The 19,065-nt window shown below is 35.0% G+C and carries 18 protein-coding genes; 6 read left to right on the forward strand and 12 right to left on the reverse strand.

Going from position 1 to position 19,065, the window contains the following annotated elements:
- The first annotated feature begins 114 nt into the window (after positions 1-114).
- The 5 genes from yfmF to EB239_RS15040 all read left to right on the forward strand — a co-directional run bounded on the left by yfmF (position 115) and on the right by EB239_RS15040 (position 6,286).
- Positions 115-1,380, forward strand: a complete 1,266-nt coding sequence (gene yfmF / locus EB239_RS10805; RefSeq protein ID WP_003871537.1) for an EF-P 5-aminopentanol modification-associated protein YfmF — start codon at positions 115-117, stop codon at positions 1,378-1,380.
- Positions 1,381-1,382: 2 nt separating this feature from the next.
- The gene (yfmH, locus tag EB239_RS10810) at positions 1,383-2,660 is read left to right on the forward strand and encodes an EF-P 5-aminopentanol modification-associated protein YfmH (protein WP_003871538.1); all 1,278 of its coding nucleotides are present in this window, start codon (positions 1,383-1,385) and stop codon (positions 2,658-2,660) included.
- A 173-nt stretch (positions 2,661-2,833) separates the two neighbouring features.
- A complete protein-coding gene (locus tag EB239_RS10815; RefSeq protein WP_318261371.1) occupies positions 2,834-3,958 on the forward strand; it encodes a tyrosine-type recombinase/integrase in 1,125 nt (374 codons plus the stop codon).
- On the forward strand, positions 3,955-5,913 hold the full coding sequence (locus tag EB239_RS10820) for a tyrosine-type recombinase/integrase (RefSeq protein ID WP_003870888.1): 1,959 nt from the start codon (positions 3,955-3,957) through the stop codon (positions 5,911-5,913). The genes EB239_RS10815 and EB239_RS10820 overlap by 4 nt, the downstream gene beginning before the upstream one ends.
- Positions 5,903-6,286 carry a DUF6262 family protein gene (locus tag EB239_RS15040; RefSeq protein ID WP_129545142.1) on the forward strand — a complete coding sequence of 128 codons (384 nt, stop codon included), beginning with the start codon at positions 5,903-5,905 and terminating at the stop codon, positions 6,284-6,286. Before EB239_RS10820 ends, EB239_RS15040 begins: the two co-directional genes overlap by 11 nt.
- Before the next feature lie 139 nt (positions 6,287-6,425).
- Here EB239_RS15040 and EB239_RS10830 read toward each other — a convergent pair whose 3' ends face one another.
- Positions 6,426-6,977 carry a YhcN/YlaJ family sporulation lipoprotein gene (locus EB239_RS10830; RefSeq protein ID WP_003870154.1) on the reverse strand — a complete coding sequence of 184 codons (552 nt, stop codon included), beginning with the start codon at positions 6,975-6,977 and terminating at the stop codon, positions 6,426-6,428.
- Positions 6,978-7,119: 142 nt separating this feature from the next.
- Here EB239_RS10830 and ychF point away from each other — a divergent pair, with 142 nt between their 5' ends.
- Positions 7,120-8,211: a redox-regulated ATPase YchF gene (gene ychF, locus EB239_RS10835; protein ID WP_129545143.1), complete on the forward strand. Its 1,092-nt coding sequence runs from the start codon at positions 7,120-7,122 to the stop codon at positions 8,209-8,211.
- A gap of 29 nt (positions 8,212-8,240) precedes the next feature.
- On the opposite strand, the gene EB239_RS10840 is transcribed toward ychF, so the two are convergent.
- The 11 genes from EB239_RS10840 to EB239_RS10900 all read right to left on the reverse strand — a co-directional run bounded on the left by EB239_RS10840 (position 8,241) and on the right by EB239_RS10900 (position 19,062).
- Positions 8,241-8,624, reverse strand: a complete 384-nt coding sequence (locus EB239_RS10840; RefSeq protein WP_003870156.1) for an SHOCT-like domain-containing protein — start codon at positions 8,622-8,624, stop codon at positions 8,241-8,243.
- A gap of 12 nt (positions 8,625-8,636) precedes the next feature.
- On the reverse strand, positions 8,637-9,737 hold the full coding sequence (locus tag EB239_RS10845; RefSeq protein WP_003870157.1) for a DUF4097 family beta strand repeat-containing protein: 1,101 nt from the start codon (positions 9,735-9,737) through the stop codon (positions 8,637-8,639).
- 22 nt (positions 9,738-9,759) lie between these two features.
- A complete protein-coding gene (locus EB239_RS10850) occupies positions 9,760-10,119 on the reverse strand; it encodes a DUF2089 domain-containing protein (protein WP_003870158.1) in 360 nt (119 codons plus the stop codon).
- 177 nt (positions 10,120-10,296) lie between these two features.
- Positions 10,297-11,439, reverse strand: coding sequence for a tRNA uracil 4-sulfurtransferase ThiI (thiI, locus tag EB239_RS10855; protein WP_003870159.1), 1,143 nt, complete (start codon positions 11,437-11,439; stop codon positions 10,297-10,299).
- 3 nt (positions 11,440-11,442) lie between these two features.
- Positions 11,443-12,594, reverse strand: a complete 1,152-nt coding sequence (locus EB239_RS10860) for a cysteine desulfurase family protein (protein ID WP_003870160.1) — start codon at positions 12,592-12,594, stop codon at positions 11,443-11,445.
- 18 nt (positions 12,595-12,612) lie between these two features.
- Positions 12,613-12,879 (reverse strand): metal-sensitive transcriptional regulator, encoded by a 267-nt coding sequence (locus tag EB239_RS10865; protein ID WP_003870161.1) that lies wholly within the window; start codon positions 12,877-12,879, stop codon positions 12,613-12,615.
- 155 nt (positions 12,880-13,034) lie between these two features.
- A complete protein-coding gene (locus EB239_RS10870; protein ID WP_129545144.1) occupies positions 13,035-14,204 on the reverse strand; it encodes a group II intron reverse transcriptase/maturase in 1,170 nt (389 codons plus the stop codon).
- Between the two features lie 499 nt (positions 14,205-14,703).
- A complete protein-coding gene (ltrA, locus tag EB239_RS10880) occupies positions 14,704-16,116 on the reverse strand; it encodes a group II intron reverse transcriptase/maturase (RefSeq protein WP_129545145.1) in 1,413 nt (470 codons plus the stop codon).
- Between the two features lie 448 nt (positions 16,117-16,564).
- Positions 16,565-17,236 carry a hypothetical protein gene (locus EB239_RS10890; RefSeq protein WP_003870163.1) on the reverse strand — a complete coding sequence of 224 codons (672 nt, stop codon included), beginning with the start codon at positions 17,234-17,236 and terminating at the stop codon, positions 16,565-16,567.
- 190 nt (positions 17,237-17,426) lie between these two features.
- Positions 17,427-17,738: a ferritin family protein gene (locus tag EB239_RS10895; protein WP_003870164.1), complete on the reverse strand. Its 312-nt coding sequence runs from the start codon at positions 17,736-17,738 to the stop codon at positions 17,427-17,429.
- 175 nt (positions 17,739-17,913) lie between these two features.
- On the reverse strand, positions 17,914-19,062 hold the full coding sequence (locus EB239_RS10900) for a dihydrolipoamide acetyltransferase family protein (protein WP_003870165.1): 1,149 nt from the start codon (positions 19,060-19,062) through the stop codon (positions 17,914-17,916).
- Positions 19,063-19,065 lie beyond the last annotated feature (3 nt).

Below are 19,065 nucleotides of genomic sequence, written 5' to 3' on the forward strand. Positions count from 1 at the left end.
ATCTATTATCATAGTTTAGTTAAGTTTTTCCCCGGGTTTATGTATTATTGACTTTGTGATACAATTATCATATAATCAAAAAATAATTGGATTATTTTAGAAGGAGTTGATTCCATGGAATTAATTGAGAAACAATTAAACAACGGAATAAATTTGTACATAGATACTACAGACAAATTTAAAACAGTGACAATTAATCTTTATATCCACAATCAATTAGGAAAAGAGGCTACAAAATACGCTTTGCTGCCTGCTGTTTTAAAAAGGGGTACTTCTAGTATTAAAACCTATAAAGAAATGGTGAAGTTTTTAGAAAACTTATACGGCACTACTATGGCTGTTTCTGTGTATAAAAAAGGAGAAAGGCACCTTCAACAATATAGATTGGAATTACCTCAAGAGGAGTACATAAAAGAGAATATTTTAGAAGAGGGAGTAAAATTTTTAAAAGAGTTAGTTTTCAACCCTCTTACAGAAGGAAATGCTTTTAATAAAGATTATGTACTTCAAGAAAAAGAGATTCACAAAAATTTAATAGATTCAAGAATAAATGACAAAACCAAATATGCGGTAGACCGTTGTTATGAAGAGATGTGTAAAGGGGAGCCTTTTGCTATATTCGAATTAGGCAAGAGTGAAGACTTAGAGGTTATTGATGAAAAAAATCTTTACCACTATTATCAAAATTGTATTAATACTTTGCCGATGGATATATATGTAGTGGGAAACGTAGACCCTAAATATGTAGAAGAGGTTTTTAGAAAATATTTTGCTTTTCAAAGAGGACAAATATTAAATATTCCTTCCCCAAATATATATAAAGAAGTAAAGGAAGTAAAATATGTGACAGAAAATTTAGAAGTAACCCAGGGGAAGCTTACTCTTGGCTTTAGAACTAATGTGCCGGCTAACAGTGAGGAATATTTTCCTCTTTTGGTATACAGTGGTGTATTAGGAGGAGGACCTTTTTCTAAACTTTTTATGAATGTGAGGGAAAAGGCAAGTCTTGCTTATTATGCTTATTCAAGGCTTGAGAGATTTAAAGGTTTAATGGTGGTAAGTTGCGGCATAGAGATAGAAAATTACAACAAAGCTCTTGATATAATACTTAAACAGTTAAAAGAAATTGAAGAAGGTAATATCTCAGATTATGAATTAGATTCCACAATAAAAGCCTTAAAGACCTCTTTGAATGCAATGAAAGACAATGCTACTTCTAAATCTGACTACTATTTGTCACAAAAAATTGCAGGAGCAGATTTAAATATAGAAGAATTTATTAAAAAAGTAGAAAAGGTGACAAAAGAGGACGTAGTGGAAGTTGCTAAAAAGGTTAAATTAGATACGGTGTATTTTATGACCGGCAAAAAGGAGGAATAATTATGCAGCAGTTGTACAATGAGAGAATAGACGAAAAAATACTTTTACAAGAATTGGATAATGGCCTGAAAGTGTATATAATGCCAAAAAGAGGTTATACAAAGCAGTTTGCAATATTTGCTACCCATTTTGGTTCTAATGACAGTAAGTTTATCGCTCCAGGGGATACTAATGTAACGGAGGTACCTGATGGGGTTGCGCATTTTTTGGAGCACAAAATGTTCGAAGAGGAAGAAGGTAGTATTTTTGAGCAGTTTTCAAAATTAGGGGCTTCAGCTAACGCTTATACAAATTTTACTACAACTGCTTATTTATTTGCGAGTACTGAAAACTTCTATGAAAATCTAAAACTTTTAGTGAAGTTTGTACAAAATCCTTATTTTACAGATGAAAATGTGGAAAAAGAAAAGGGAATAATAGCTCAAGAAATAAGGATGTATCAAGATGACCCCAATTGGAGAGTTTATTTTAACGCATTAGAGGCTCTTTATCATGTACATCCAGTTAGAAAAGACATAGCTGGTACGATTGAATCAATTTCGCAAATAAATAAAGAAATCTTGTATAAATGTTATTACACATTTTATCATCCTGAAAATATGGTATTGTTTGCTGTAGGAGATATTGATATAGATAAAACTCTTGACGTTATAAAAGAAAATGTGAGACAGGATAAAAAACAGGGAGAAATAGAAAGGATATATCCTAAAGAGCCTTCAAGCGTTTATAAAAAAGAAGTTGTACAAGATATGCAAGTATCCATTCCTCTTTTTAATCTAGGTTTTAAAGATACAGATGTGGGTTTTGGGGGAAAGAAATTATTAAAGAAAAATTTAGAGATACAAATAGGTTTGGAAATGGCATTAGGCAGAAGTTCTGACTTGTATGAGAGGCTTTACAATGAAGGGCTTATTGACAGCACTTTTAGCTTTGATTACGGTGGAGAGATAGATTACGGTTATTCTATAATAGGAGGTCAATCTAAAGATCCTTTTAAAGTGAGAGATATCATTTTAAATGCAATAAATAATCTACAATTTTTAAAGGAAGAAGATTTTGAGAGAATAAAGAAAAAATACATAGGAAAATTTTTAAGAACATTTAATTCGGTCGATAGTATAGCTTACAGTTTTATAAACTTTTATATGAAGGAAATAAATTTACTGGATTATTTAGATCTGCTTTATAGTATAAGCTTTGAAGATGTTAGAGAAAGATTTCAAAATCATCTGAGAGAAGAGAATAGTGTGCTTTCCGTTGTGAATCCTATTAAAAAATAAAAATCAGGCGCAAATTAACTAAACTATGATAATAGATAGGCTACACAGTATTTTGTGTATGCTCTATCTATTATTTTTATACATAAGTAAATATTAATATATATTGAATAATTGTAGTATATTTAGTATACTTGGTATATTAATATTTTTGCATAGGAGGTGTTCCCTTGAGAGTGGAGGAAATAGTTATACTAGGAGGACAGAAGCGATACTTGCTTGTTGATGATGACGGTGAGCCAGTAGAGTCAGTGTATAGGTTTTTAAAATTTAAAGATAATGCTGGAAAAGCAAGGAACACTCTTCGTGCATACTGTTATCATTTGAAGGAGTTTTTTGAGTTTCTTCAACAAAAAGACAGAGATTATCGTGATATAAGCATAGACGATATGGCAGAGTTCATGAGATGGCTACAAACACCACATAGGAATGTAAAAGTATCATCAATAAAGCCTTCGCAAGATGTTTTACAAGCAAATACTGTTAATGCCTACATATCAAGTGTTATTGAGTTTTATGACTATCTAATGAAGATTGATGATTATTCTATACAATTATCTCAAAGGCTTAAAAAGCAGATACCAGGTTCTCGGAGAGAATTTAAGGATTTCTTATATCATATTAACAAGAACAGGGATTACAATACGAAAATTTTAAAGGTTAAAGTCCCAAAAAAACGCCCAAAAACCATTTCAAAAGAGAAAATCGCTATATTGATAGATGCTTGTTCTAATTTGAGGGACAAGTTCCTTATACAACTGCTCTGGGAAAGTGGATTCCGTATAGGTGAGTGTTTATCCTTATGGCTTGAGGATTTCATCATTGATGCAAGGAAGATTGACCTTAAAGACAGGGGTGAATTGCCTAACCTTGCTGATATTAAAACAGTTTGCAGTCCAAGAAGGATAGATGTATCTGCTGACCTAATGAACCTGTATATGGACTATGTTGCAGAGTATCACACTGATGAAGTAGATACAAACCATGTCTTTATTAAACTTTCAGGAAAAAACAAGTATCAACCTATGGAATATCCTGATGTGGCTTCACTATTTAAAAGGTTACGTGAAAAAACGGGCATATATGTAACTCCCCATATGTTTCGTCACAGTCATTTTGATACACTTCGGAAGCAAGGTTGGGGATTTGAAAAGATTAAGCAACGTGGCGGATGGTCGAATGTTCAAACACCTATGCAGATATATTCACATCCAGACGAAGAAGAAATGCGTAAAGACTGGGAACAGGCTGAAAAACGTATGAAGTTAAAAAATAAAACCAAGGAGAATGATAAAAAGTGAGTGTTGCATATCAAGTTAAACCAACAGTAGAAAAAAAGCAAGAAATTAGGAAGTTATTGAGTGGTTATTGGGGTAATGATGTTTGGGATATTAGAGATTCCTTTTTTGATGACTTACGCCCTGCAAAGTGGAGTTTATCCAATAAAACTATTGACTTTTCATCCTTTAGCTCTTCAATCAAAAATGAAGTTAAGTATATGTATGCTTACCGATTGCAGGAAAAGGAAATTAGGCTCATTACCGTTGTTGCATATGGTATTGCATTAAACCGTTTTGCTGAATTTCTTAATGAATATTATCCTCACATAGCCAGTATTGTAGATATTACATATGACAAGGCTCTGTTACAATGGCGTTCTTTTCTTGTTGACAAGGGTATGAGTATAAATGATGACGGAGAAATTTCAAATAAGCAATACGAGACGGTTTTTAACCAATTATATTCTTTCTTTACCAATCTTTATGATACTCGTGATGAATATGAAAAGGATATTTGGGATTGCCGAAAGATACCTGGAGCAAAGATAACAGAAAATAAATCTAATTATTACCTCAATTTTTCAGATATACCAGTAGAATTTCGAGAATTAGTTAAAAAATTTATAAAATTTAGAACAACCAACAATTCACAGGGACAATGCGAAGCAGACATTATGGCTCTACGCCTATTTACAAAATACATTCATGCTCAAGAGCCTACATGGAAAAACTTAACTATGCTGACACGAAAACATATGGAGAACTATTTATCCTGGTATAGAGAATATACAATTGGTTGGAAAAAAAGGCACATTGAATATCTAATTTCCTTACGAATCTTCCTTGATTATATTCAACGTGCTATGTATCCAGAAGCACCTGAATTACCATCTGTATGTTTATTATTCAAAGAGGATATTCCAAGAAAACCTCAAAAGCCCGAAAATGATATTAAATATATTCCTGAAAGAGTTCTTCAACAGTTGGAAGATAATCTGGAGCATTTAACACCTTCTGAATACATCCCAATTGTTTTTCTATTAAGAGCCAGTGGCTGGCGAATATCGGATATTCTTAATTTGCGTTATGATACTTGTTTAGACCGTACTTCCCAAGGTTGGTATCTTTGTGGAGATATTCTAAAAACACAGATTTTAAACCATCGTATACCAATTACCGATGAAGTCTATGCAGTTGTACAAGCAGTAGTTGATGAAGTCAAAGAAAAAAGTACAGATGACAACAATCCCAATCATCTATTGTTTGTCAGGTTTGATGGAAAAAGAAAAGGCCGTTGCCCTCAAGGATATTTAATACAACAGGCACTTAATCGTCTTTCTAAAAATCAAAATATTACTGATGACCAAGGTAATGTATTTCACTTTGGCAACCATGCTTTTCGCCATACCAAAGGAGTTGAATTAATCAATAACGGAATGAACATCTTGCATGTTCAGAAGTGGATGGCTCATGCTTCCCCTGAAATGACACTCTGTTATGCTAAAATTCTTGATACAACCATGCGCAAATCATGGGAAGAAGCAACAAAACAGGGGCTATTCAAGATTGACGAATCAGGTAAAATCAAAAAAATTAATATTTCTGACATACAGAATGAGGATGTAATTGAATGGGAGTACATCCGACACAATCTTGATGCTGTGAGAATGCCTCTTGGGTATTGCATGAAGCCTAAAAAGCAGGAATGTCATACACAATTAAATCCTTGCCTTACCTGTAGAAACCTTTGTACCACTCCAGATTTTATACCACAGTATGAACTTGAAATACAGGAGACAAAGGCCCTTATTGAACGTGGTAAAGCACAAGGACGTACTGTATGGGTTGAGAAGAATATGAGCCTTTTAAAGCGTTATGAAGAGATTTTAAAGGTACTAAAGGAAGGAAAGATACACCATAAAGCAGGTAAAAAAGGTCGTGAGTATATCGGGGAGGAAAGAAACAATGACAAGTGACCATAAGCGAAATACTGAAGGTCTTGCTAAAGCCAGAGAAAAGAAGTCGGAAAAATGTCAGGAAAGAGTTGATAAAGCCATACAGCAACTTTTGAAGGAAAAAGAGAAGATTAACTTTAATAGTGTTGCTGAAAGAGCCAATGTTTCAAAAAAATACCTTTATGATAACCATTATGACCGTATTGATACACTCCGAAAACAGCAAGAAGGACTACCTTCTCTAAAGCAAGTAAAACGGGAGATGACGGATGCAAGCAAAGATGTCCTTATCGCTGCAAAAAACAAGCGTATAAAAGAGTTAGAGAAAGAAGTCCAACGCTTAAAAGGCATTTTGGCACGTAGATATGGCGAAGATTACGATAAAGGTATTTAAGGTTCATTCGTATAATGCATCATGCACCCTATCTATTATTACAGTTTAGTTTTACATTGTTTACATATATACAATGAGGCAGGCCTTTGTTTATAAGACCTGCCTCATTTGGAGTTCAGATAATTTACTCCCAGGTTTTTTACATGCCAGGCGTTATGCGCTTAATAATTTCTGATATCTGTTTTGCAAATTCAGAAACTGGTCTTCCCTCTGAAATACCCTTAGCAATATTATCTATTCTCTTGTACAAATCTGGGTCAGCAGTTATATAAACTCTTTTTATAGACTTATCTGTGTCTTTTACTGTTTTTTCTATTTTCTTTTTCACATCAGTTTCATGAGCGCCTTGTACCCTTGCCTTCATATCCACACCTACAATAGCATTTGTCCCTGAAATTACCACTGTAGCCTTGTTTACTTCTGGTATTTTGGCAACATTTGAAGCTATCTTAGAAGCCCTTACACTCTCAGGTGTCGGTTTTCTTACAGCAGTTGGAGCAGGTGTAGGTGTTGTCGGTGCAGGTGCAGTATATCCTGGGGCTGTCTTAGAAGGCGCAGGAGTAGTCCTTGTAGGGGCTGGTGTATAACGGGCAGGAGTAGGCTTTTTAGTCGCAGTTTTGCATCCTGCCATTGAAACCATTATCATTATCCCAATAAGCATTATTGTAATTATACTTTTTATTTTTTTCAAAGCTATGCACCTCCTCAAAATATATTTTTGCACTTTTATTAAAAAGTATTATGCTAAATTATGGAATTTTTATGAAAAACATTTGAAAAAATTTTGTGAGTAATATATAATGCATATGTAAAACTATTGGAGGGAAGATGAAATGGAAATAGGAATTGTTGGACTACCTAACGTCGGTAAAAGCACTTTGTTTAACGCAATTACAAAAGCAGGTGCAGAATGTGCAAATTACCCCTTTTGCACTATTGAGCCAAATGTCGGAATTGTATCTGTGCCTGATGAAAGGTTAGATTTTTTGTCAAAAATTGAAAATCCCCAAAAAATCATACCTGCAACTATAAAATTTGTTGACATAGCAGGACTTGTAAAAGGGGCAAGTAAAGGAGAGGGTTTAGGAAATAAATTTCTTTCTCATATTAGGGAAGTTGATGCTATATTAAACGTGGTAAGATGCTTTGAAGATAGCAACATTGTCCATGTAGAAGGAAGTATTGATCCTATAAGAGATGTTGAAATAATAACTTTAGAGCTTATACTTGCTGACATGGAAGTTATTGAAAGGCGTCTTCAAAAAACATCAAAACTTGCGCGAAATGATAAAAAAGCAGCCTTTGAAGTGGAAGTACTTGAAAAAATAAAAAAAGGATTAGATGAAGGGAAACCTGTAAGGGCTCTTCAATTTACTGAAGAAGAAAAAAGTTTTGTAAGTCAACTTATGTTGCTTACCTATAAACCTGTTATGTATGTAGCAAATATATCAGAAGAAGACTTAATTTCAGGAGAAGAAAATCAATATGTAAAGCAACTAAAAGAATATGCTGAAAATGAGAATTCCCAAGTTTTAGTTATAAGTGCAAAAATTGAAGAAGAATTAGCTTCTTTAAGTGATGAAGAAAGAAATGAACTTTTGAGAGAATACGGCCTTGCCGAACCTGGCCTTAACAACATAATAAGGCATGGTTACTCTCTCCTTGGACTTATAACCTTTTTCACCGCTGGACCAAAAGAAGTCCACGCTTGGACAATAAAAAAAGGCACAAAAGCACCTCAAGCAGCAGGAAAAATTCATTCAGATTTTGAAAAAGGATTTATAAGGGCAGAAGTGATCTCGTATGAAGATTTAGTAAAAGCTGGTTCACAGGCAGCAGCAAGAGAAATGGGACTTATGAGACTGGAAGGAAAAGATTATGTGATGCAGGATGGGGATATAGTAGTCTTCAGATTTAACGTATAAAAATCGCCATAAAAGGCGATTTTTATACGTTACTCCAGACTTATTTCTACATGTTCCCCATCTTCTTCATCATATACATCTATTATTTTCCCTGTTTCTCCTTTTTCTAGCGCCTCAAGAATTTCTTCTAAATTTATACCTGCATTTGTAACTTCAGAAGGAATAAATTTTCCTCCTATTTTCATTCCCAAGTTGACAAGACTATATGGTATTGCAAGATTCACCTTTAATCTATTGTTAACTATGTCATAAACCTTTATCTTCATCCATTTGAATTTATTTTTTTGACTTGTTTTGGAACTTATTTCTTCTCCCCCATTATCATCGATAGCTTTCAATAGCTCAGCCGCTTCTTCAGCTGTTATTTTGCCCTCTTCTAACATCTTTAAAATTCTCATTTTTTCTTCTTCCATAAAAATACCCCCTCACTCTAAATGAACATTCCCATTGACAGTACGAGCTACTATATTTATTTTATTATAAGCCTTTTCATAGTCTTGAGTTTTCCCTTTAAGATGAGTAGCTCCTCTTACCTCATAAAACATACTTGGCAATTTCACTTGACACTTGCCATTTACTGTGCTCAAATCAAAAGAAACGCCAACCTTTTCATCAGCAATCTCCATTTCGATACTGCCATTAGTAGTACTTGCCTTTAGGGAAGAATTGCTTGAATTGACTTTAAAATCCTCTACAATAATTTTACCATTTATTGTGTTTAAATCTGCATCGTTGAAAGTACTGTCCTCTACTGCTATACTGCCATTAGAAGTGCGACAAACAACCCTTTCACAAGTAGCATCATCCACCTCTATCTTCGCATTTGTAGTGTGGTTCTCTATTTGATAAAACTTTATCTCTTCTAAGTAAATGCTTCCATTGGTAGTGTAAGCCTGCAGACTTTCTCCTTCAATACCTTCTATGGAAATTCTGCCATTTGTAGTAGAAAGTGTTATATTTTTATATTTAACCTTAGGAAGATACATTTTAACACTCAAAGCCTTTATCTTTGGAGTCTTCTTTACTTCTAATATTCCATTTTGGCAATTGTATATAATTTCTTCTTCTCCATTTCTGGGAACTACATATCTTGTGGTAATAGAAGCATACTCTTCTTCCCACGTTTCAATATAAATTTCTCCATTTCTCCCTTCTATTCTTATATTAGTATTTTCCGCTACACTATCGCATCGAAATTCTTTTTCAATTGTCTTTCCTAAAGATATTCCTAAAAAAGTATCCAGCAGCCGGTCAACTGTCCTCTCAAAAGTAGAAATTTCTCTTTCTTTCTCTCTTACTGTAGAGATTGCCTTATCAATTTTCTCTTCTATTTTAAAAGGAATTTCTTCTAGCTTTGAAAAACTTTCCTCTTTTTTATTTGCCTTCTCTTTCTCTTCTACCTCTTCTAATTCTTCTTCATAAAAAAATTCTTCTCCCTCTATCGCTTCAAGCAATTGAGCCGCTTCCTCTGCTGTTATCTTCCCCTCCTCTAGCATTTTTAAAATCAATTCTTTTTCTTCATTCATAGAGCTTGCCCCCTAATCCTTACTATTCTTTTAAAAGTTTCAAAGCTTCTTGAACAGTTATTTCACCACTTTCTAACTTCTTCAGGACTTCTTTTTTGTCTACTGTAGGCCTTCTTTCAACTTCATATCCCAAAGCAGCAATCAAATTGTCCAATTTGTTTCTAATTGTAGGATAAGATAAGCCTAATTCTTTTTCCATTTCCCTTATATTTCCCCTCGTCCGTATGAAAAGTTCCAAAAAATCTCTTTGCTCTTTTGACAAATAGCAAAATTTACAAAGTTCAAATTTACCTTCAATTGCTGTTCCACATTGAGGACATTCCAGCCTTGTTACCACCATTTTTTCACTGCAAACTGGACATCTACCTATTACTTCATTCATTAATATCACCTCTTAAAAGGCAAGTTTATTATAAAAAGCCTGCTCACATTCGTCATCTTGTTTTTATTATAACACTTATTTTAAAAATGTCAATAAAAATTTTAAATTATTTTAAATTTTAGTTTAAAAAAATTAATTTTTTAAAGGATAAAAATAAACCAAGCAAAGCTGCTTGGCTTAAACTTCTACAACCTCTTCTTCAAAATCATCAATATATTTTTGATACTCCATTTTTTGTTCTGCTTCTATTACTTTGTCTAACTTAGGCTTTGTAGCAGGATGTTTTGGCACAAAAATAGTGCAGCAGTCTTCATACGGTCTTATAGAGATCTCAAAAGTACCAATCTTTTGAGCTAAATCTATAATCTCTGTCTTATCCATTCCAATGAGAGGCCTAAATATTGGCATAGACACAGAAGCATTGGTTACATATAAACTTTCAATCGTTTGACTTGCAACTTGTCCTAAACTTTCCCCAGTGATTAGAGCCATAGAACCATTCTTTTGAGCAATTTTTTCTGCTATCTTCATCATCATCCTTCTCATGATTATAGTAGTAAATCTTGGTGGACACTTTTCATAAATTTCCAATTGCAAATCAGTAAAATGCACTACATGTAATTTTATCTTTTGGCCATACTGAGAAAGGACTTCGCACAAATCTACAACCTTGTCTTTAGCTCTTTCAGAGGTATAAGGAGGACTGTGAAAATAAACCGCTTCTACTTCTACGCCTCTTTTCATCATCATCCAAGCAGCTACAGGGCTGTCAATGCCTCCTGACAAAAGTACAGTCGCTTTACCGTTTGTCCCAAGAGGAAGGCCTCCTATTCCCTCAATCACTCCCGCGTATACAAAAGCCATTTCTCTTATCTCTACATTTAAAAGCACATCAGGATTATGGACATCTACTTTTAAGTTTTTGATATTTTTCAATACTGCTGCTCCTACTCTGCGGCTGACCTCCATGCTGTTATAAGGAAAAGACTTATTTGGCCTCTTAGTCTCTACTTTAAAAGTCTTTCCTTCGTGTCCTTTCATAAGTTCTACTGCAGCTTTAAATATTTCATCCAAGTTTAAATCGGTTTTTTTAGCTTTTGTTATTCCTACAATACCAAAGACTTTTTTTAATCTTTCTATTACCTCTTCAATATCTCCATCACATTCTACATAAATTCTGCCATGAGTTTTTTCAACTTTAACTTCCTTAAAGTCAGAAAGAGCATGTTTTATATTTTTTATCAATTTATTTTCAAAAAAAGACCTATTATCTCCTTTTAAAGCTAATTCTCCATATTTAATCAATAATATGTCTTGCATATTTTACCTCCGTTTATACTTTCTTAAAAAATTCACTTTTTCTTTTAACACTGATATAGTATAGTCAATTTCTTCTTCTGTATTAAAAATTCCAATGGAAAATCTTATAGCGCTTTCAATAAGGTCCTCTTTAAGACCTATCGCTTTTAAAACATGACTTTGTCCTTTCTTTTTGGAAGAACAAGCCGATCCCGTAGAAACATATATGCCCTTTTCTTCAAGAGCGTGTAAAAGCACCTCTCCCCTCACACCGGCAAAAGAAATATTGAGTATATGTGGCGCTCCCTCTTCAACATTTGGCCCGTTTAAATGAACATCTTTTATTTCAGAAACTATGCCTTGATAAAGTCGCTTCTTTAAGGTCATTAATTTGCTTACATTACCGTGGAAATTTTCTTTGGCTAATTTGCTAGCCACACCAAATCCCACAATTCCTGGCATATTTTCTGTCCCAGACCTTAAATTTTTTTCTTGTCCTCCTCCAAAAATTATTGGCCTAATCTTTACTGATTTATCAATATATAAGGCTCCTACACCTTTAGGGCCGTGTATTTTATGACTGCTTAAAGAAATCATATCTAAATTTTGCTTTTTTACATCTATATTTATTTTTCCCACTGCCTGTATAGCATCAACATGAAAAATTATACCTCTTTCCTTTACTATTTCACCTATTTCCTCTATTGGCTCAATCGTACCTATTTCATTGTTAACAGCCATAATTGAAATGAGAATCGTTTTGTCAGTTATAGCTCTTTTTAAGTCTTTTACATCTACTTTTCCTGTTTTATCCACAGCTAAATAGGTTACTTCAAAGCCATTTTCCTCTAAATATTTTAGCACATTAAGTACAGAGGGATGTTCAATAGCGGAAGAAATTATATGATTACCCTTTTTTCTCAAACTCTCCGCTACTCCAATTAAAGCAAGATTGTTCGATTCTGTACCACCAGAAGTAAAAACAATCCCCTCAATATCTCCGTTAATTAGTTTAGCAACATTTTCTCTTGCTTCCTTCATCAATTTTTCAGCCTGATACCCTTTCAAATGTAACGAAGAAGGATTGCCATATTCATTTTCTAAAACCTCTACCATTTTCTCTATAACTTCTTTCCTAACTCGTGTAGTAGCACTGTTGTCAAGGTATACTTCCATAGACATCATCCCTTTTATCTATTTTGCAAACTTGATTAACAAATTAATAGTTCGCTGTACTTCTTCATAGGTAGCCTTTCCATCTTCACTTGCTAATATACACTCCTTAGCATGCTCTTGTATTATAGACATGCCCACTTTTTCTAAAGAAGCTTTTACAGCTGCTATCTGCAATAAAATTTCCTCACAACTTTTTGACTCTTCTACCATTTTTTCTATCCCTGCTATGTGCCCTTTTATCGTCTTTAATCTCATCAAAATATCATTTCTCAAATTATCGCCCATTTACAACACACCCTTTACTAATTTAATTCCTTATATATTAACTTTGCCACAAAATTTGCAAAGAGTCAATTCCTATATCGAGTAGGAGCTGAATAATTATTTTATTCAGCGTCCTCTCACACCACCGTACGTACCGTTCGGTATACGGCGGTTCATTAGGAATTGTGTACAATTAGATATCTTTGGGATAAACTCTTATAACCTATGCTTTCAAAGTATTTATTTGTAAGAGTCTTATTTAGGATTGGGCTATTGGATATTCTCCAGTAGCCTTTCCTTGTATTGGCGTATTCCCAGGCTTTTTGTTCTTCTACTCCTAGTTTTACTAAGTTATCATGCTTCGTTTTTATCTTCTTCCATTGTTTCCATATACATGCCCTTAGTCTTCGCCTTATCCATTCGTCAAGGGTTTTCATTATGCTTTTCGCGTCTGCTAATCCAAAATAGTTGACCCATCCTGTTGTTATTTGATTTAGTCTTTTTATTCTGTTTTCCATGCTTATTCCCTTGTTCCGATTGGTTATTTCTCTTACTTTTTCCTTAAACCTTTTGATGGATTTTTCATGGATTCTTATTCTTACTTCGTTTTCTTTTGTATAGAATGAAAATCCAAGAAATTTTCTTCTCCATGGTCTATCTACAGCACTTTTTGCTTCGTTGACTTTTAGTTTTAATTTGCTTTCTATGAATTTCTTTATGCTCTTCATTACTCTGTTTCCTGCAGACCTGCTTCTTACATATATGTTGCAGTCATCTGCGTATCGGCAGAATTTGTGCCCTCTCTTTTCAAGTTCTTTGTCTAGTTCATCCAACATTATGTTTGCTAATAGGGGACTTAATGGCCCTCCTTGGGGTGTCCCTTCTTCTGTTGATACTTTGATTCCGTTTATCATTACTCCCGATTCTAGGTATCTTCGTATTAGTCTGTCTAGTACTGTAGGTATTCCTAGTAGTCTTACTCCTCCATCTGGTTTGGGAATTTCTACTCTTCGCACTGGTTGTGGTTTGTATTTCCCCTCCAGCAGTTGTTGTTTTATGGTTGGCCAGTTTTCTTTGAGATACGGTAGAAGTTCATCTACTTCCATCCCATCGACTCCATGGCTTCCTTTATTTGCAACAACGCGCTTGTATGCTGCTCTCATGTTTCCTCGTTCTACTATCATTTCAAGCATCTTGCTGGTATATCTTTGTACTTCGTTTCTTCCATCTTCCGACGCCGATGATATACTATGCACTTCCGTTGTCTTTTGAAATTCCATTTCTCTATTCAACGGATAGCCTCTTTGTTGAGTTGTCTGCAGTCTCTGCATATCTTTCGAGTCCATAAGATTTCCAAAACCTCCTAACGTTCGGTCCTTCCTTATCTATTCATGTCTAGATAAGTACTATGACCTCTGCTGACTTCTCAAGGTTCAGCCATACATCACTGCATGGGTTGTCACTTCAGATTTTACTTCCATGACTTATCCTTGAGACCTCCCCGGGTAAGAACGATAACTTTCATCTCATATATCTGCCAGATTTACTGTATGGGATTCGGGTAGTGTTGGACTTCGTTTTGTTACGCAAACTCATCCATCCCAATTCAGCCTCTTATCTGGTTCTTGTTCATCAGACCGAGATTTTGCCTTAAGCTTCCTTCAGATTCCACCTCACGATGGACACCCTTGCTCTTGGCTAGTGGTTCCCACTACCAAGCCCACAGCGGACTTTCACCGCCTAGTTATCGCCCATGCCGGGCGCACATCGAGTAGGAGCTGAATAATTATTTTATTCAGCGTCCTCTCACACCACCGTACGTACCGTTCGGTATACGGCGGTTCATTAGGAATTGTGTACAATTAGATATCTTTGGGATAAACTCTTATAACCTATGCTTTCAAAGTATTTATTTGTAAGAGTCTTATTTAGGATTGGGCTATTGGATATTCTCCAGTAGCCTTTCCTTGTATTGGCGTATTCCCAGGCTTTTTGTTCTTCTACTCCTAGTTTTACTAAGTTATCATGCTTCGTTTTTATCTTCTTCCATTGTTTCCATATACATGCCCTTAGTCTTCGCCTTATCCATTCGTCAAGGGTTTTCATTATGCTTTTCGCGTCTGCTAATCCAAAATAGTTGACCCATCCTGTTGTTATTTGATTTAGTCTTTTTATTCTGTTTTCCATGCTTATTCCCTTGTTCCGATTGGTTATTTCTCTTACTTTTTCCTTAAACCTTTTGATGGATTTTTCATGGATTCTTATTCTTACTTCGTTTTCTTTTGTATAGAATGAAAATCCAAGAAATTTTCTTCTCCATGGTCTATCTACAGCACTTTTTGCTTCGTTGACTTTTAGTTTTAATTTGCTTTCTATGAATTTCTTTATGCTCTTCATTACTCTGTCTCCTGCAGACCTGCTTTTTACATATATGTTGCAGTCATCTGCATATCGGCAGAATTTATGCCCTCGTTTCTCAAGTTCTTTGTCTAGTTCGTCCAACATTATGTTTGCTAATAGGGGACTTAATGGTCCTCCTTGGGGTGTCCCTTCTTCTGTTGATACTTTGATTCCGTTTATCATTACTCCTGATTCTAGGTATCTTCGTATTAACTTTAGTACCCTTTTATCTCCTATCCGCTTTTCTAGTTTGGACATTATTATGTCGTGGTTTACTCTGTCAAAGAACTTTTCTAAGTCCATATCTACAACCCATGTGTATCCTTCATTTATGTATGCTTCTGCGGCTTTTATTGCGTCTTTTGCACTGCGTCCTGGTCTGAATCCATAACTGCTATCAGAAAATGTATGGTTGTAGACTTTATTTAGTATTTGGGCTATTGCTTGTTGTATTAGTCTGTCTAGTACTGTAGGTATTCCTAGTAGTCTTTTTCCTCCATCAGGTTTGGGAATTTCTACTCTTCGCACTGGTTGTGGTTTGTATTTCCCCTCCAGCAGTTGTTGTTTTATGGTTGCCAAGTTTTCTTTGAGATACGGTAGAAGTTCATCTACTTCCATCCCATCGACTCCATGGCTTCCTTTATTTGCAACAACGCGCTTGTATGCTGCTTCCATGTTCCTTCGTTCTACTATCATTTCAAGCATCTTGCTGGTATATCTTTGTACTTCGTTTCTTCCATCTTCCGACGCCGATGATATACTATGCACTTCCGTTGTCTTTTGAAATTCCATTTCTCTATTCAACGGATAGCCTCTTGGTTGAGTTGTCTGCAGTCTCTGCATATCTTTCGAGTCCATAAGATTTCCAAAACCTCCTAACGTTCGGTCCTTCCTTATCTATTCATGTCTAGATAAGTACTATGACCTCTGCTGACTTCTCAAGGTTCAGCCATACATCACTGCATGGGTTGTCACTTCAGATTTTACTTCCATGACTTATACTTGAGACCTCCCCGGGTAAGAACGATAACTTTCATCTCATATATCTGCCAGATTTACTGTATGGGATTCGGGTAGTGTTGGACTTCGTTTTGTTACGCAAACTCATCCATCCCAATTCAGCCTCTTATCTGGTTCTTGTTCATCAGACCGAGATTTTGCCTTAAGCTTCCTTCAGATTCCACCTCACGATGGACACCCTTGCTCTTGGCTAGTGGTTCCCACTACCAAGCCCACAGCGGACTTTCACCGCCTAGTTATCGCCCATGCCGGGCGCACGTAAAAAAGCCAGCTAATTTGCTGGCTTTTAATAAGGATTTTGATACATTTGTGGCGGCTCAAAAGATGGGAAAGGCTTTTTGTAGAAAATCTCACATACATCTGTTGTAAATTCTTCACAAGCTGCTGGAGTAGGACAGAATCCATAAGAAGGAACTAATAATTGTACATCTACTGCGGATTTTATCACAATCCATACTCCAATTATCACTTCTACAGTGGTAGTAACTCCTAGATTAACCTTTCCATACAAGCACTCTGCTAACGCCTCGTATTTCATTATCGCTACATTTGGGTCTGGCACGTAAAGTACAATATCTTTGTTGAAAGTAGTAATATTTCCTGGCAATGTTTGTGTGGTTCCATCCGGATAGTTAATCACAATATCATAAGTCACTTGAAAAGTTGCTTCTACCCTCGCAAATCCTGGCCTATCCGGAAGTGGAGTTATCACAAAACCCGGCGGCGTTACCAAAGATACTGTTATATTTTCACATCCTCCAAAAGAAGGAGTTAAAGTTAGACTTGTTGGTACAAACGTAATAGGAGGTATATTATCAAGGCATAGTCTCTGCGAACAAGCATCATATATCTTAGTCACTTCAATGCAAGCTATTTCTGTAGGTTCTGGAAGTTGCCCTGGCTGTACAGGGCCTGGCACTATCTCTTGCTGCCCCACCATTTTTTTAGAAAAAGCCATATTATTTCCCCCTTTACAGTTACAGCTTTTATTAACTTAAATTATCTTATCTATCTACAATATACGTTTTAATGTATTAGACTGTTACAAAAAATCAAAAAAATAAGTACCTCGATTGAGGCACTTATTTTAGCTTGCCACATAAATTGTTCCTGATTTTTCAATCATCTATAAACGCAAACTCCTTCTTTTATTTAATCTTTTCAATCATTTCTTCTACTTCTTTTGCCCCTTCTTCGTAAAATTTTTCCTCATCAGGAGCTAGTTCTTTCAAAAGCCTCAAAAACTCTCCCGCATGCACTTTTTCCTCATCTGCTATGTCCATTAAAACTGCTTTTGCTAATTCATTATCAGTAGCTTCTGCCAACTGAGTATAAAGTTGAATTGCCTCATACTCTGCCGCCACCATAAAGCGTATAGCCCGTACCAACTCTTCATGGGTGACCTTCCTTTTTTCAGTGAGTCCAGAAAAAGGAGTTCCAAACTCAGGCATAACTAACATCCCCTCTCCTTATGTATTGATTTTATTATATCATAAATTCATGTAATATCAAAAAATTTCAAAAAGTCGAATCAACTCAACGTATTTGTTATTTATTTCAGCATCAAATAAAACAAGCCAATGTGAAAATATAACTTTATTTTCAACATCAGCTTGCTTTATTTAAAATTTTAATTTAAATAAGTAAAGATAGTGGATTCTCTAATGTTTTCTTTAAGTCAAGCAAAAATTTAGCAGCGGTAGCCCCATCTATTAATCGATGGTCAAAAGAAAGGCTAAGTTTCATAATATGCCTTATAACAATATTGTCGTCTAGAACAACTGGTTCTTTATATATTTTGTTGACACCCAATATAGCACTTTCGGGCGGATTTATAATAGGCGTGAAACTATCTATTTCATACATTCCAAGGTTAGTGATAGTAAATGTACTTCCGATTATTTCGTCTGGAGTAAGCTTATTATTTCTCGCTCTTTCGCTTAATTCTTTTATATTTTTTGACAATTCTAATAGACTCTTTTTGTCCGCCTCTTTCACTACAGGAACTATTAAACCATTATCTAAAGCCACTGCAATTCCGAGATTTATACTGCTATTTTTAATTATATATTCTCCTTCTATAGACCAGTTAACTACAGGATTTTTCTTTATAGCTATTACACATGCTTTTGCAATTAAATCGGTATAAGTAAATTTATTATCGCTAATATGATTTAAATTTTCTCTTAAGTTAACCAGTTCTGTGACATCCACTTTAATATCTTCTGTAACATGAGGAATTTCTGACCAGCTTTTTTTCATCCTTTGACTTATGGTTTTGCGAATATTGTCCATTGGCATTCTTTCAACTTTTTCCAATGCTTGACCTTCTATTATTGCTACTTCTTTTTTTGGTCCCTCTTCTTCTGTTTTTACTTTTTGCTCAGAAATAAACTTTTTTACGTCTTCTTCAGTAATCCTTCCACCTGGTCCTGTTCCAGTTATTAAAGAAAGGTCTATGTTATTCTCCTTCGCCAACCTTTTTGCTACTGGAGTAGCTTTTATAAACTTTTCCTCACTTTTTTCTACTTCTTCTAACTTTTCCCCTTCAGCTGTAATTATTCCAATAGGAGTAGCTACTGGTACAATTTCTCCTTCATTTACTAAGATCTTCGCCAAAATTCCATCCGCTGGAGATTCTACAACATTGGTAATCTTATCTGTAGAAACCTCGACAATCTCTTCTCCTTTTTTTACAATATCACCAACTTTTTTAAGCCATCTATCTACTCTGCCTTCTTTCATTGTAAGTCCCAATTTAGGCATCACTACATTTACCGGCATAAA

It is taken from the genome of Thermoanaerobacter ethanolicus JW 200 (genome assembly GCF_003722315.1).
GTDB lineage: Bacteria > Bacillota > Thermoanaerobacteria > Thermoanaerobacterales > Thermoanaerobacteraceae > Thermoanaerobacter > Thermoanaerobacter ethanolicus.

What these genes read in the sequence shown, in the direction of transcription:
- EB239_RS10860 (WP_003870160.1), bottom strand. Translation starts at nt 12,594, where the DNA reads ATGGAAGTATACCTTGACAACAGTGCTACTACACGAGTTAGGAAAGAA.
- EB239_RS10850 (WP_003870158.1), bottom strand. Translation starts at nt 10,119, where the DNA reads ATGAATGAAGTAATAGGTAGATGTCCAGTTTGCAGTGAAAAAATGGTG.
- ychF (WP_129545143.1), top strand. Translation starts at nt 7,120, where the DNA reads ATGGAAATAGGAATTGTTGGACTACCTAACGTCGGTAAAAGCACTTTG.
- yfmH (WP_003871538.1), top strand. Translation starts at nt 1,383, where the DNA reads ATGCAGCAGTTGTACAATGAGAGAATAGACGAAAAAATACTTTTACAA.
- thiI (WP_003870159.1), bottom strand. Translation starts at nt 11,439, where the DNA reads ATGCAAGACATATTATTGATTAAATATGGAGAATTAGCTTTAAAAGGA.
- yfmF (WP_003871537.1), top strand. Translation starts at nt 115, where the DNA reads ATGGAATTAATTGAGAAACAATTAAACAACGGAATAAATTTGTACATA.
- EB239_RS10845 (WP_003870157.1), bottom strand. Translation starts at nt 9,737, where the DNA reads ATGAATGAAGAAAAAGAATTGATTTTAAAAATGCTAGAGGAGGGGAAG.
- EB239_RS10890 (WP_003870163.1), bottom strand. Translation starts at nt 17,236, where the DNA reads ATGGCTTTTTCTAAAAAAATGGTGGGGCAGCAAGAGATAGTGCCAGGC.
- ltrA (WP_129545145.1), bottom strand. Translation starts at nt 16,116, where the DNA reads ATGGACTCGAAAGATATGCAGAGACTGCAGACAACTCAACCAAGAGGC.
- EB239_RS10865 (WP_003870161.1), bottom strand. Translation starts at nt 12,879, where the DNA reads ATGGGCGATAATTTGAGAAATGATATTTTGATGAGATTAAAGACGATA.
- EB239_RS10900 (WP_003870165.1), bottom strand. Translation starts at nt 19,062, where the DNA reads ATGCCGGTAAATGTAGTGATGCCTAAATTGGGACTTACAATGAAAGAA.
- EB239_RS10895 (WP_003870164.1), bottom strand. Translation starts at nt 17,738, where the DNA reads ATGTTAGTTATGCCTGAGTTTGGAACTCCTTTTTCTGGACTCACTGAA.
- EB239_RS10840 (WP_003870156.1), bottom strand. Translation starts at nt 8,624, where the DNA reads ATGGAAGAAGAAAAAATGAGAATTTTAAAGATGTTAGAAGAGGGCAAA.
- EB239_RS15040 (WP_129545142.1), top strand. Translation starts at nt 5,903, where the DNA reads ATGACAAGTGACCATAAGCGAAATACTGAAGGTCTTGCTAAAGCCAGA.
- EB239_RS10870 (WP_129545144.1), bottom strand. Translation starts at nt 14,204, where the DNA reads ATGGACTCGAAAGATATGCAGAGACTGCAGACAACTCAACAAAGAGGC.